Here is a 14,646-nt window from a genome sequence, read left to right on the forward strand (position 1 = left end):
TCCGCACAGTCTTGCCATGAACGATAATCAGCTTCTCCGTTACAGCCGCCATATTCTTCTGCCGCAGATCGGTTATGAGGGGCAGGAGCAATTGGTGGGTAGTCATGCGTTGATCATCGGGGCTGGTGGCCTGGGTTCGCCGGTGGCGTTGTATTTGGCTGCGGGTGGGGTGGGTACGCTGACGATTTGTGATTTCGATGAGGTAGACCTGACCAATCTGCAGCGGCAGATTATTCACACGACAGCTGCGGTAGGGCGCAACAAAGCGCAATCTGCGGCGGAAACAATTGCTGCGATCAATCCGGAGACGCAGGTTCAGACGGTGCAGCAGCGTGTGGATGAGGCCAGTCTGCGAGCACTGGTGCAGGCTGCCGATGTGGTGCTGGATTGCACGGATAATTTCGCGGTGCGTTACGCTGCCAACCAGGTATGTGTCGAGTTGCGCAAGCCCTTGGTGTCAGGTGCGGCCATCGGGTTTGAAGGCCAGGTATCGGTGTTTGATATGCGGCACGATGATAGTCCTTGTTATCACTGCCTGTTCCCCAATCTTGGCGGCGATGAGGCGTTGCGCTGTGCGGATAATGGCGTATTTGCGCCGCTGGTGGGTATGATAGGAACAACACAGGCAGCAGAGGCGATGAAGCTGCTGCTGGGGTTGGGAACGAGCTTGCAGGGCAGGCTCTTGCTGCTGGATGTTATGGACATGGAGTGGCGCAGCCTGAAACTGGCCAGAGATCCTGCATGTCCTGTGTGCGGAGCCCGTTGAGCATGGGTTGCTACGCATAAAAAGAAACCCCGGTGCAAAGCCGGGGTTCGGTGCTGACAGATGACAGGCAGGTTTACTTGCCGCCGCCCACCAGTGATTTCACTGCGCCGACCAGGTCGCCTGGCATGACCACAATCTTGCTGTTGTTGGCATTGGAAATGCGTTGCAAGGCCTGGATGTAGCGGTCGCCCAGCAGGAAGGTGGCAGAATTGTCATTGCCTTTGACAGCTTCTGCAATCAAGCGAATGGATTCAGCTGATGCTTCAGCCGCCACTTTTTGCGCTTCGGCATCCTTGCGCGCAGCTTCCAAGCGAGCTTCCGCATTCAGGATCAGTGATTGCTTGTCACCCTCGGCACGGGTGACGACGGCTACGCGTTCACGTTCAGCAGACGCTTGTTGTTCCATCGCATGTTGCATATTGGCAGAAGGCTTGATGTCCTGGATTTCCACTGACTTGACGGTCAGGCCCCAGTCGGAAGCTTCATCGGCAATGGCGGTTTTCAGCTCACTCTTGATGCGTTCGCGTGAAGTGAGGGCTTCGTTGAGGTCCATGCCGCCGATGATGGAACGCAGGTTGGTCTGCACCATGTTGCGCATGGCTTCACGGAAATCCTCGATGCCATAGACGGCACGTTCAATGTTGGTAACCTTGATGAACGCCAACGCATTGGCAAGGATGACGGCGTTATCCTTGGTGATGACATCCTGTTCCGGCACATCGAGGATAATGTCCTTGGTAGTCACTTTGTAAGTGACTTTGCTGAAAATCGGGTTGATGACATGCAGGCCCGGTGTCAGCACGGCATTGAATTTGCCGAGGCGCTCCACGACCCATTCTTCGCCCTGGGGCACAATGCGGATGCCTTTCCAAGCCAGGATCGCCGCAGCGGCGATCAGTACAAATGCAAATTCAAACATGATTTCTCCTTGTTGATGTTATTCAGCTGGATGTCTTGCTTACACGCAGGCGGTTGCCTTCCACGGCGACAATGGCAGCATCGTTGCCAGCTTCTATGGTTTCATCGGCAATGGCAATCCATTCCCTGCTGCCCAAGACTCCCTGGGCAAAGGTAATACGGCCATTCTGCCGTTGCGTGACAGTTTCGACAATCGTGCCGACGCGCCCGATTTCTTCCCCGCGAGATTGCCCGATGCTGGAGTCATCACTTTTACGTTGATAAAAGCGTTTCCAGATTGCCAGCAGGCCCAGGGAAAGCACGGCATAAATAAGCAATTGCCAGGCAATGCCCAGAGTGGGAGACAGGTAGGTGAGCAGGCTCAGGCCCAGTGCGGCAATGCCGAACCAGAGTATGTAGAACGTGCCAGAGAGCATTTCCAGCGCGATCAGGATTAATCCGAGTATGCCCCATATCCATAATGGTTCCAGCATAGTAATGATTCCAAATTGCATTGTGAGTTGTCATCCTACCAGAACTTTATGCATATGCTTTCCTGCGTATCTTAATCAACAGGGATTGGTATTGCCTGGAAATGTAATGGCGTTGTCGGCTTTTTAGCGCAACAGCCATATTTGAGATGGGGACGGTATGCTAAAATCCCGTCCCTATGAGCACAGATAATTCCCCAATTCAAACCCTCGATAAATCCTTTGAACCCAAGAACATAGAAAGTCGCTGGTACCAATTCTGGGAAGAGCGCGGATTCTATGCTGCTGGTCTGGATTCCTCCAAACAAGATAACTTCTGCATCCTGTTGCCGCCACCCAATGTCACAGGCACCTTGCACATGGGTCATGGTTTCAACCAGACCATCATGGATGCATTGACGCGTTACCACCGCATGCGCGGCGCCAATACCTTGTGGCAGCCGGGTACTGACCATGCCGGTATTGCCACCCAGATCGTGGTGGAGCGCCAGCTCGATGCACAAGGTGTCAGCCGCCATGACCTTGGCCGCGACAAATTCCTGGAAAAAGTCTGGGAGTGGAAGGAATATTCCGGCGGATCAATTACCAAGCAAATGCGCCGCCTGGGTACATCGCCGGATTGGAGCCGTGAGCGCTTTACCATGGACGAAGGCTTGTCCAGGACCGTGACGCAGACGTTTGTGCGCCTGTATAACGAAGGCCTGATCTATCGCGGCAAGCGTCTGGTGAACTGGGATCCCAAACTGCATACTGCCGTTTCCGACCTCGAAGTGGTTTCCGAGGAAGAAGACGGCCATCTCTGGCATATCCGTTATCCATTGGCGGATGGCAATGGCGAACTGACTGTCGCCACAACGCGTCCTGAAACCATGCTTGGTGATGTTGCCGTGATGGTGCACCCTGAGGATGAGCGTTATGCGCACCTGATCGGCAAGAACGTCAAACTGCCGTTATGCGACCGCGAAATCCCGGTGATTGCCGATGACTATGTCGACCGCGAATTCGGCACCGGCGTGGTCAAGGTCACGCCAGCGCATGACTTCAACGACTATGCCGTAGGCCAGCGCCACAAGTTGCCTATGATCAGCATCCTGACGCTGGATGGGCATATCAATGAGGAAGCACCTGCACAGTACCAGGGCCTGGAACGCTTTGCTGCACGCAAGCAGATCGTCACCGACCTCGAAGCCCAGGGATATCTGGTCAAGGTGGATAAACACAAACTCAAGGTGCCACGCGGTGACCGTACCGGCGTTGTGATCGAGCCGATGCTGACTGATCAATGGTTCGTCGCCATGAGCAAGCCGGGCGCGGATGGCAAGAGCATCACGCAGCAGGCGCTGGACGTGGTGGCGAATGGTGAAATCCGCTTCGTGCCGGAAAACTGGGTTAATACCTACAACCAGTGGCTCAACAACATCCAGGATTGGTGCATCTCGCGCCAGCTCTGGTGGGGGCACCAGATTCCCGCCTGGTATAGCGACGATGGCAAGGTCTATGTCGCGCACAATGAAACCGAGGCAATCCAGCTCGCCGCCAATGACGGTTATCGTGGCAACCTGAAACGTGATGAGGATGTGCTGGATACCTGGTATTCGTCGGCACTATGGCCGTTCTCTACACTGGACTGGACCGGTGACGAGGAAAAGGACAAGAGAAATCTTGCCCTGCAGCAATTCCTGCCGTCTTCCGTGCTGGTAACTGGTTTTGACATCATCTTCTTCTGGGTGGCGCGCATGGTCATGATGACCAAGCACATCACCGGCAAGATTCCGTTCCGTGATGTATACGTGCACGGCCTGATCCGCGATGCGGAAGGGCAAAAGATGTCCAAATCCAAGGGCAATGTGCTCGATCCAATTGATTTGATTGATGGCATCGGCATTGAAGACCTGGTGAAAAAGCGCACCACCGGCCTCATGAACCCGAAGCAGGCCGAGCAGATCGAGAAGCGCACGCGCAAGGAGTTCCCGGAAGGTATTCCTGCATTCGGCACTGATGCCCTGCGTTTCACTTTTGCCTCACTGGCTTCCCCTGGCCGCGATATCAAGTTCGATCTGCAGCGTTGCGAAGGCTACCGCAACTTCTGCAACAAACTGTGGAACGCCACGCGCTTTGTGCTCATGAACACTGAAGGCAAGGATTGCGGCCTGAAAGACTGCAAGACCCAGCCGGAAGACTATCTCAGTTTCTCGCAGGCAGATCGCTGGATTGTCAGTCAGCTGCAGCGCACCGAGGCCGACATCGAGCGCGGTTTTGCCGAATATCGTTTCGATAACGTGGCGCAATCCATCTACAAGTTTGTCTGGGACGAATACTGCGACTGGTACCTGGAGCTAGCCAAGGTGCAACTGCAACACGGCGATGAAGCGCAGCAACGCGCCACACGCCGTACCCTGCTGCGTGTGCTGGAGACCATCTTGCGCCTTGCTCATCCATTGATGCCGTATATCACCGAGGAAATCTGGCAGACCATCGGTCCGATGTCCGGGCGCACAGGCCCTAGCATTATGCTGGAGCAATATCCGGCCAGCCAGCCAGCCAAGTTGGATGAGCAGGCCGAAGCCTGGGTTGCGCTGCTCAAGGAGTCGGTGGATGCCTGCCGCAGCCTGCGTGGCGAGATGAGCGTCTCACCAGCTGCCCGTGTGCCGCTGATTACGGTCGGGGACAGCAGCCAGTTGCAGGCGTATGCACCTTACCTGCAGGCGTTGGCCAAACTGAGTGAGGTTGAAATCATGGCAGACTTGCCGGAAGCAGAGGCACCAGTGGCTTTGGCGGGCGATTTCAAGCTCATGCTCAAGATCGAGATTGATGTGGCAGCAGAGCGCGAACGCCTGGGCAAGGAAGTCAGCCGCCTTGAAGGCGAGATTGCCAAGGCACAGGCCAAGCTGGGCAATGAAAGCTTCGTGGCGCGTGCCCCGGCAGCCGTGGTTGAGCAGGAAAAAGCCAGGCTGGCAGCATTCAGCGATACGCTTGCCAAATTGCAGGCCCAGCTCGCCAAATTGAAGTAAGACAGACCGGGCACTGAAAAAACAAGGCAACATATGATTACACAGCCGCAAAACCCCAGTGCCCGCGTACTGTTATTTTCGCTCAAAGGCTCCATCATCCCGGCGATCTGGCGCAAGGTGTTGTTCACTACCTTGCTCAGTTCGCTGGTGGTGGCAACCCACGGCACCCTGTATCACTATAAAGTCACGCTGACAGCAACGCCATTCACCCTGTGGGGGCTGACACTGGCGATATTCCTGGGGTTTCGCAATAGCGCGGCATACCAGCGTTTCTGGGAGGCTCGCACGCTCTGGGGCGATCTCATGATCAGCGCACGTAACCTCACCCGCCAGGTTCAGCAGTATTTCCCGCAACTGGAGAAGGCAGAACGCCTACACCTGCTGCAACCATTGCTGGCGTATCCCTACGCCCTGCGCAATTTCCTGCGCGGCGTACATGAAAACACCCATCGCACTGCGGATGATGAAATGCGGCAGCATATGCAATCCCCATCAACCGTGCTGGCAATACTGGGCAAGCGCCTGACCGGGCATGCCAGGTTATCCGGGCTGGACCCCATTCTGCTGGCGCAGATGGACAGGCAGCTCAACCAGTTGTCGCAAGTGCACGGAGGTTGCGAACGTATCAAGAGCACACCCATACCGTATCCCTACATCCTGATGTTGCACCGCATCGTGCATGTCTATTGCTTCCTGCTGCCATTCTGCCTGGTGGATAGCATAGGCTGGCTGACCCCTGTGGCAGTGTGCATCCTGGCCTATACCTTTTTCGGCCTGGATGCCTTGGGTGACCAGATTGCAGATCCATTCGACATCCAGCCCAATGACCTGCCACTGGATGCCATGAGCCGCAATATCGAGATTGCCGTGCTGGAAATACTGGAAGAGCCCTTGTTGCCGGCATTACAGCCGGACGAGGATGGTGTACTGCTGTAACAGGCTGCCATTGTGTAGCAGGATGCCGCTACCCGGCATCCTGAATGCGTGAAAGGTTTACTGCGCCGCAGAAGTGCCACATTTGTGGCAGAAGCGGGAGAATGCACTTTTCCGTGCCTCGCACGCAAGGCAGTAGTTATGCAGGCCGATGCCGCAATGCGGGCAGAAGTCATTCCGCTCATCTTTCAGGTCCACATTACGCTCGCAACCTGGGCAGACATTTTTGGCCAGCCGGGTCAGCGCAGTGTCATAACTTAATTCCTCACGGCGCTGGGTCTCGGGCTGCTGCTCAGCCAGCTTCTGTTTCTCAAGGTATTTGTTCAGCGAAATAACCGCCTGACGCCCGATTACGATAGTCAGGATCAGCCCGACACCATAACGCACATAGCCGCCATAACTGGGCAGGTAAGGCACCAGTTCAACAAAGAAGGCGAACACGGCAAAAATAATGAAGCCCCAGACAAACGGCCAGTAAGTGTTCTTTCGGTGTTTGAGGAACAACCAGGCGGCAATCAGCAGCAGGGGCAATGTCAAAGCCAGCCGGTAGAGAAAAACGCGGATTTCCTGCTTACGCATGGCAGCGTCATACAGCTCATAGGCATCCTGTTCCAGCTGTGTCAGTTGCTGATGCAGAACAGCTGCAGACTGGTTGGTATCTAGGGATTGCTGTTGCAACTGCTCAACTTCAGATTGAACCTGACGTTCAAGCTGCTTGAGCTTGTCCAGGTCCTGGGTACGCTTGATCAGTTCCGTGTCCTGCGCTGCCTGCTGGGTAGCGTGACGGGTAGATAGCCAGTTATTGAACGTCTCGCGTGCGGAGGAGTAATCCGTATGCGCCGTGTTGAGTTTCAGCTGTGCTTGCTGCAGGCGATCCTCAATATCCTGCTGCTGGTGCTGGGCAATTTTCAGCTTCTCTTTCAGCGGGGTGGCGCGTGCACTATCCAGGAAATCGCTGGTGGAAAATTCATGCTCCACCTGCGGCAGGTCATGAATGACACTTTCTCCAAGGGAAGTCAGCAAATAGGCAAAAATAATGGCAACCAGCCATAAACCACGCCTGAACCACTTTTCCGATAACCTCAGCCCTTTGCTCATACTGGTTTCCTCGACGATAGTGGCAGGCGCTCAGGCTTGCCGTTTCCTGATATGAAAAATGAATTCTTTGACCGGGACATCTGCATTTTCAGACATTGCCACTATCTCATGGCCAGTCTGTTTGCAAAAGGCCTGAAAATCCTTGACCGAGCCTGGGTCTGTGGCTGTCACCTTCAGGATTTCACCGGCAGCAACATCTGCCAGCGCCTTCTTGCAACGGAGGATAGGAAGTGGACACTTGAGTCCGCGTGCGTCGAGTTCTTGATGAAATTCCATGATCAATCTATATTTGGTACAAAGGTATAACCTGCATTGGCCCAGGCAAGAATGCCACCACGCAGATTGTAAACATTTTCACGATCCATGCCAGCAATGAAAGCAGCGGCATGGGCAGAGCGTACACCACTGTGGCAATAGAAAATCAATGGCGTGTCGTGATGCTCGCATAGCAGGTTGCCCATGCCGGGAATCACGTCCATGGGTAAATGCATGGCACCCTCAATCACCCCGCGGGCAACTTCGTCGCTGTTACGGACATCAACCAGAATAGTTCTTTGGGAGGATAGCAAGGCGTGAAGCTCGTCCGCATCAATATCAGTGTGATTGGCCATAAGTGTAGAGAATGAAAATGAAAAAGCCCAGAAAACTCCGGGCTGGATACCGCAGGACTATAGCATGAGGGTGGATTTTGCTCAATTCTGGGCATGTACAGTGTCAGTGTGAATCCTCGTGCTGGGATATTGAGAATGGTATTGGTCGTGTTAGACTGGTTTCTAAGCAACATTAACGAGCAGGACGCTGAATGATTTTGGTAACAGGTGGTACGGGCTATATAGGCTCACATGCATGTGTTGAATTGATCAATGCAGGATATGACGTAGTAGTGCTGGATAACTTCAGCAATAGTCAATCGCATATGATTGACAGGATAGGGAAAATCACAGGCAAGGCTCCTGTATTGGTCGAAGGTGACGTACGTGACGAGGCGCTACTGCAAGACCTGTTTTCCAAACACCAATTCGACGCTGTGATGCACTTTGCAGGATTGAAAGCGGTGGGTGAGTCAGTAGCGCAACCATTGCGTTACTACGACAACAACGTAGCCGGCAGCGTCACCCTGCTGCGCGTCATGCAGCAATTCCACGTCAAGAAATTTGTCTTCAGCTCCTCTGCCACAGTTTATGGCGACCCTGCCAGCGTGCCGATCCGGGAACATTTTCCGCTATCTGCCACCAACCCCTATGGGGCAAGCAAACTGATGGTGGAAGATATCCTGCGCGACCTGTCCAAATCCGATCCAACATGGCGCATCGCCATCCTGCGATATTTCAATCCCGTAGGCGCGCACGAAAGCGGATTAATCGGGGAAAACCCCAACGGCATACCGAACAACCTCATGCCCTACATCACACAAGTAGCGCAAGGACAGCGCGAACAGCTATCCATTTTTGGCTCTGATTACCCAACCCCCGATGGCACAGGTGTCAGGGACTACATCCATGTCGTTGACCTGGTAGTCGGACATCTGCGCGCACTGGAAAAACTGGAGCAGGCAGAAGGCATGCTGACATGCAACCTGGGAACAGGCCAAGGCTATAGCGTCTTGCAAATGGTGCAAGCCTTTGAGCAGGCCAGCGGACAATCAGTGCCCTATCAACTCGTAGCCCGCCGACCTGGAGATGTAGCCGCCAGCTACACCGACCCCGCCTACGCAGAACAAACACTGAATTGGAAAGCTACGCGAGGGCTGGAACAGATGTGTATTGATAGCTGGCGTTGGCAGCGATCATTGGTTTCAGATGTTTAGAGTTAGTATATATGTTTCTTCTCACAAGGTGAGTAGATCACGGTGGCATTAAATTATTGAGCAGTGCGGGTTCAGGTTATCCAGGATTGGTGTGGATATAAAGGCTCGTATGTCAAAGAGCTACTTAATCACCTCGGTATAGATAGTAGAGCAAACAATTAATTACTTGGTTTTAATGGTTACGATGGATTGTGTTTATGCAAAATTACAACACTTCTGATGATCAGCCTTTTTGCTGGCTCGATTTATATCGACCTTATACATTATTTATTTTAGCTGTCATTTTTATTGGGTGTTGGAGCTTGGCGGGTAGTGCCAATGCAGCAACACTTGTAGAGCGGTCGATTCTTACTGAAAGCAACACTCATCCTATTGAATTTCAGTTCAAACATCCAGGAGTGCTTGTCAATCTGGATCAACTCAAATTCGCTAAAGCCCGAGTTGCTGCAGGGGAAAATCCATGGAAAGCTACATTTGATGATATGCAGGCCAGTCTACTTGCTACACGTGTGCCCGATATCAGTGTCATGCAGCCTGCGCCCGGTAACGCTGGCGGAAAAGTACTCAATTGCAATCGTGGTGTCGAAGTACGTGGTTGTAAAAACGAGTCTACTGATGCTGCTGCTGCATATACCCAGGCTTTACTCTGGTTTTTTACTGAAAACGAAACTTATGCACAACGGGCTGTTGTCATTCTTGATGCTTACTCGGGTAACCTAATCGACCATATAGGCGTGGATGGACCTTTGTTCGCAGCCTGGGCTGCTCAATATTTCACCCGAGCTGCTGAAATTTTGCGCTACACCTATACGCCATCATCTGGCAAAAAGAATTTTGATCTTGAACGTTTCAACAATATGCTGAACAAAGCCTTTTTACCTAGTATCAGCGATGATGAAAAAGCTAAGCGGGGTAAAGGTTCTTGGAAACCCTACAATTCTAATTGGGATACGGCGGCCATTGATGCGCTGGCTAATATTGGTGTTTTCACCAACGACGGGGCATTATTTTTTAGCGCAGTGGAGCGCTGGAAAGATCGCGTACGTCGTAGCATTTATCTGGCCTCAGATGGCTCTGCACCAATACGTACGCCATTCATTGGTCGTTTCAAAAGTGAGGGGTGTGCTTGGATTGAAAACCGGGTACAAGCTTGCTGTCATGCTGACACGGCTGCCACAGTTATCCCGCATTATCAAAGTGGCCAAACCAGTGAGACGTGCCGAGACTTTCCACACGCAGGGATTGGATTGGCATCTATTGTGAATGCCGCTGAAACGGCATGGATTCAAGGGGTGGATTTGTATTCGGTAGAAAAGGAACGTATCATGAGTGCGTTTTCCTACGCGTCACAAATTCTGCTTTATTATGAAAAGAACAAAACGTATCCCCGTGGTTTCTGCTCTCCCGTTGCTACTGAAACCTTGGCAACAGGTGTGAATTCATCAACATGCTCACCGAAGCCTCTGAAAAGTGGTCCACTGAATCCGCTAGGCGATGGCGGTAGACAATCTATCGCATCAGAAATTGCCTATAATGCCTATGTCATTCGCGGTGGCGAAAAAGGCTTTCCGGTGTTGGATATTCCGAATTATTCGCTTAATGGAATTCCAATGCTACTTATCCGGGGAGCGAGAACTGGCTCTCGCGACTTTGATCCACTACGTACCGCCATTAGCCGTTACCGGGGTAATCAGGGACAGCTGACTGAAAATTACAATGCTCATGTCACCTTGTGGGAAACCCTCACTCATCATGAAGTAGGTGATGGGACACCAAATCCATAATTGCGTATTCGGAATACATACAATGTCATCACTACCACTCCCCATTTTTTATCTTGGCGATAGTCATGTCCGTTACTTTCGCAGAGCTGAGCAGTTTGGTTTACTGTTACCTCACGAAATTTCGGGCATTGAAGTGGGAGGTGCAACTGCTGTAGGGTTGCGTAATCCAAACTCAAAAACTAATGCTATTGGCTCTTTCAGAAAATGGATACGTGACAAATCTCGTGAGTCCATTGTGATGATTCATTTGGGTGAAGTGGATTGTGGTTATGTCATTTGGCATCGTGCGTCAAAATATAATGAATCAATAGAGTCGCAGATATCGGATTCTATAAATGCTTATTTTGAATTCGTTGATGAGCTTTTGGACATGGGTTTCGAAAGAATTATCATCACAGGCGCCACACTGCCCACCATTACAGATGATGATATAACTGGTGAAGTCGTTATTGCACGTAGTTCTATTTCTGCAACGCAAAAAGAACGTACTCAACTTACGCTGAAATACAACAAGTTACTTGAAAAAAACGCAGTATCAAGAAGGTTGCCTTATATTGACATATCATCTTTTGTACTAGACCAGTCTACAGGGGTCGTCAATACAAAAATGCGTAACACCAACCCCAAAGACCATCATATGAATAGCAATTTGGCGGCAGTATATTGGGCACACAGAATCAACGAAGTTATTTCTCACTATCAACCCGTCAATCTGGAATCACGGCAGTGGAGTGCTGTACGCTCTACGATTATCAAGGCTTATCCTGCTCATTCGGAACGTATGTCAACCGATATGTACAGTAAGGTTGAAACAGGTCAGATAGTACAAGGTGATGTTGTCGGTGTACAAGGAGAATACACCATCATCAGAAATACCTTGCTTGGGAAATCGACACTGCCTTTATTTAGACTCCTGCATACCAAACATTATTTATCTACAACGCTGCCCAAGAAAACAGCAGCTAGAAAAACGCGCTCCAAAAAAACAGCAGGTAAAAATGAAGCCCCTTCATTTTTCATACCTGAATTACAGCCTTCCCCATCTTACTATCAAGGAGTAATTGTGAAAAATCAAGGTGAAGCTCCCACTTCCGCTAGCTCGAAGTTCCCTGTATCTGAGCGAGTTGGTGAAGCATGGCTTACCGCGCTATCGAACCTCATTGCCGTTCGAAGCCCTTTAACCGAACAAACTTACAAGCGGCTTACAGAGCAGAGGTTCACTCCAAAACAGCGCCAACGTTTTGATCGGCTTCTGCCATTGGTTGAGGAGGTTGTGGCATCTCAATCTACCGCATCATCAGTTGCGCCAGGCGAGATTGCTTTTGGCGTGATGGGATATCGTTGCCCAGATAATGCAGCCGCATCTCGCAATATCGGAGATTGGGTTCAAACTATCGCCCTGATGTCTCATTTTGCCCGTCGTTCCGATTTACGTTTCACGGGTGACGCTGGGTTGTCAAAATTTTTTGCTGATCTACAGGCTGCAGTGCCCAAAGAGAAACGCATTGCGGGGCCTTCTGCGACTGCTCACCTGGTTGAGTTCAACCGGGATGCAAGCTTTTTTGATAAGCTCCCAGAGAGTCTCTGGGCTTTCATTTTTGGGTGGTACTTTAAACTTCCATTCGGAAAGTTGGAGTTTCCCTTTCCTAAAAATATTCATCCAATTTTTATTTCTTTTCATGTCAGCAATGCTAATCACATCAATGACGCAGCTATTGAATACCTGAAACAGCATAGCCCCATTGGTTGTAGAGACTGGCATACCGTGCGGTTGTTGCATTCGAAAGGTGTGGAATGCTATTTCTCTGGCTGTGTGACTACCACAATTGGAGGCCTTTTCCCTGCAGCTGTAGTGGATTCGTCAAAACCTGTAGCTTATGTTGACACTGATCATGAGCAAATCCCTCCAAATGACGTAAAGTTGACGAACCTAATCAATAGCCTAAAGACTCGCCCCTTGCCAGAATCATTGGATATGGCTTTGGAAAGATTAAAGTCCTATCGTTCAGATTTCTCAAAAATTGCTACTTCCCGGCTACATACATTTCTTCCGTCGGAGTCTATGGGTGTTGAGATAGATTGGCAGCCGGTTCATGAACAAGATCGCCGATTTGATGGGCTGACAGGGGCGAATGCCATTCCTCATTCACAAATGTCGGAACGGATTACGCAGATTGTCAAAGTACTTTTAGATGGTATTCTAAATGGTGTGTCTCAAAAGAATATCTATGCACTTTACAGAGCAGAGGTTGCATCTGATATTGCAGAGTCACTAAAGCATATCTCGGACTAAGTTGAACAATAATCATTTTTATAGCGAGATTAAAAGACTGGAATCTACATGAGAAATCTTATTTGGCAGTATCATATTGACACTAAGCGTGCCTATGATTCTCCGCACAGAAAAAAGATGGCGATGGCCTCATCGGAGACTGTTGCTTTTTACGCCATGAAACATGGTGTTGACTATATGATGGCTCACCATTCCAAGTGGTGGGTAAATGGAATGCATGGCGGTCCAGCAATGGAGCGATTTCAACTGCTTGAAGAAGCTTTTGACGAGTGGGACTACATTCTTTATCTTGATACGGATATTCTGATTTCTCCAGAAGCGCCGAATATTTTTGATACGTATGTAGGTGCGGATATTGCTGGTATCAAACAAGGGCATCAGCGTGACAAAACTTTGATTGCTGAGGGTTGGTTACATAATGAATTTCCTGATCCTGCACGTTATCATGACAATTATACCAACGGTGCAATCTTAATGTTGTCTCGTGAGTTCCGACAGTATCTTCGTGGTGTACTTCAAGTGCATGACATTCAGGTGGACAAAGGTACACATTGGGAAAGAGATGGTGTGAAAGTTCGCTGGCCTGTTTATGACCAATCAATGGTTTCCTATTGGCTAGCGATGTCTCCATTTTCGTTGACGCCGGTGGATAAAGTTTGGTTTAAAGGACCACATTTCTTTAATCACGGTGGCCCAAAGACACCGGAGAATCTGCGAAAGTATTTCGGGAAATATCACGAAATCCGCGATCAATGGATTCCACTTGGATATCCACGTGAGCAGGATTTATAATTACATTACGAGCTGTGTTTGATATTACTCATTTTGGGAATTATTTTTCATAATGAAAGCCTCTTTTGCCTTCAAGGAGGGTATTTTTGATAAATCGAGTCTGATGCACCCCCCTAGGAAATATAAAATCAATACTTTCGGGGGGGGGTAACAGGCAGGTTTGATGTTGAGTTCAATCGAGGAACGCTGGAATGTTATTTGGCAGACTCTGATACTAAGAGATTGTTTGTATTCTTCTCCGCTGCAGGTCGAATCAATAGTGAAACTCGTTTTGGTCGGGTTTCATGGGGAGCAACTTTAAATGGAGTTTCTCTGTCGATCGAAGATCCAATGTACAAAAAGCATACAGGATTATCTGGAGGTTGGTACTACGGTGACGAACAAGGTTCATATCTGATCCCTATCGTGGATGTAGTTGAATCGCCCCCACTTTCCTAGACAGCTCAAGAGCCTCAAACTATGCAAGTTGAGGAGACATCATGAGCAAGCAACAACGTTACACCGAAGAATTCAAACAGGCCGCCGTCAAGCAAGTCACTGAGCGTCAGTTTTCTGTGGCAGAGGTCGCTGAGCGGTTGGGCGTTTCAAGTCATAGCATTTATGCTTGGATCAAGCGATGCGGCACCCCTAAAGACGAACGACAGCACTCCTCTAATCAGCAAGCAGAAATCCGTCGCCTTCAGGCTGAGCTGCGTCGCGTCACGGATGAGCGAGATATCCTAAAAAAGGCCGCCGCGTACTTTGCCAAGCTGTCCGGGTAAAGTACGCATTTAT

Annotated in this window: 12 protein-coding genes and 1 pseudogene; 8 read left to right on the forward strand and 5 right to left on the reverse strand. The window is 50.4% G+C overall.

Features of this window, described 5'->3' with window-relative positions:
- The first annotated feature begins 16 nt into the window (after positions 1-16).
- Complete coding sequence (locus CHB59_RS10835; RefSeq protein ID WP_089376259.1) at positions 17-766, forward strand: HesA/MoeB/ThiF family protein; 750 nt, start codon at positions 17-19, stop codon at positions 764-766.
- A gap of 73 nt (positions 767-839) precedes the next feature.
- Here the strand turns inward: CHB59_RS10835 and CHB59_RS10840 are convergent, their stop codons facing one another.
- Both CHB59_RS10840 and CHB59_RS10845 read right to left on the reverse strand, forming a co-directional pair.
- Positions 840-1,685: an SPFH domain-containing protein gene (locus tag CHB59_RS10840; protein WP_089376260.1), complete on the reverse strand. Its 846-nt coding sequence runs from the start codon at positions 1,683-1,685 to the stop codon at positions 840-842.
- A gap of 22 nt (positions 1,686-1,707) precedes the next feature.
- Positions 1,708-2,157, reverse strand: coding sequence for an NfeD family protein (locus CHB59_RS10845; RefSeq protein ID WP_089376272.1), 450 nt, complete (start codon positions 2,155-2,157; stop codon positions 1,708-1,710).
- A gap of 176 nt (positions 2,158-2,333) precedes the next feature.
- Between CHB59_RS10845 and CHB59_RS10850 the strand changes: the two genes are divergently transcribed.
- Entirely contained in the window at positions 2,334-5,165 is a 2,832-nt protein-coding gene (locus CHB59_RS10850) for a valine--tRNA ligase (RefSeq protein WP_089376261.1), read from the forward strand.
- Positions 5,166-5,198: 33 nt separating this feature from the next.
- Positions 5,199-6,101, forward strand: coding sequence for a bestrophin family protein (locus CHB59_RS10855; RefSeq protein WP_089376262.1), 903 nt, complete (start codon positions 5,199-5,201; stop codon positions 6,099-6,101).
- Positions 6,102-6,158: 57 nt separating this feature from the next.
- On the opposite strand, the gene CHB59_RS10860 is transcribed toward CHB59_RS10855, so the two are convergent.
- Genes CHB59_RS10860 through CHB59_RS10870 form a run of 3 tightly spaced genes read right to left on the reverse strand, consistent with a single transcriptional unit; the run spans position 6,159 to position 7,807 of the window.
- Positions 6,159-7,196, reverse strand: coding sequence for a serine endopeptidase (locus tag CHB59_RS10860; protein WP_089376263.1), 1,038 nt, complete (start codon positions 7,194-7,196; stop codon positions 6,159-6,161).
- 30 nt (positions 7,197-7,226) lie between these two features.
- Positions 7,227-7,472 carry a sulfurtransferase TusA family protein gene (locus CHB59_RS10865; protein ID WP_089376264.1) on the reverse strand — a complete coding sequence of 82 codons (246 nt, stop codon included), beginning with the start codon at positions 7,470-7,472 and terminating at the stop codon, positions 7,227-7,229.
- Between the two features lie 2 nt (positions 7,473-7,474).
- Positions 7,475-7,807 carry a rhodanese-like domain-containing protein gene (locus tag CHB59_RS10870; protein WP_089376265.1) on the reverse strand — a complete coding sequence of 111 codons (333 nt, stop codon included), beginning with the start codon at positions 7,805-7,807 and terminating at the stop codon, positions 7,475-7,477.
- Between the two features lie 191 nt (positions 7,808-7,998).
- Here CHB59_RS10870 and galE point away from each other — a divergent pair, with 191 nt between their 5' ends.
- The 5 genes and pseudogenes from galE to CHB59_RS10895 form a co-directional block, all read left to right on the forward strand.
- Entirely contained in the window at positions 7,999-9,003 is a 1,005-nt protein-coding gene (galE, locus tag CHB59_RS10875) for a UDP-glucose 4-epimerase GalE (RefSeq protein ID WP_089376266.1), read from the forward strand.
- Positions 9,004-9,200: 197 nt separating this feature from the next.
- Entirely contained in the window at positions 9,201-10,787 is a 1,587-nt protein-coding gene (locus CHB59_RS10880; RefSeq protein ID WP_089376267.1) for an alginate lyase family protein, read from the forward strand.
- Positions 10,788-10,809: 22 nt separating this feature from the next.
- Positions 10,810-13,080 carry a hypothetical protein gene (locus CHB59_RS10885; protein WP_143738722.1) on the forward strand — a complete coding sequence of 757 codons (2,271 nt, stop codon included), beginning with the start codon at positions 10,810-10,812 and terminating at the stop codon, positions 13,078-13,080.
- Positions 13,081-13,128: 48 nt separating this feature from the next.
- Positions 13,129-13,872 carry a hypothetical protein gene (locus CHB59_RS10890; protein WP_089376269.1) on the forward strand — a complete coding sequence of 248 codons (744 nt, stop codon included), beginning with the start codon at positions 13,129-13,131 and terminating at the stop codon, positions 13,870-13,872.
- Between the two features lie 479 nt (positions 13,873-14,351).
- A pseudogene (locus CHB59_RS10895) lies at positions 14,352-14,646 on the forward strand (transposase); the annotation flags it as partial.

Origin of the sequence: Methylobacillus rhizosphaerae, from assembly GCF_900187985.1 — a bacterium.
GTDB classification, from domain to species: Bacteria; Pseudomonadota; Gammaproteobacteria; order Burkholderiales; family Methylophilaceae; genus Methylobacillus; species Methylobacillus rhizosphaerae.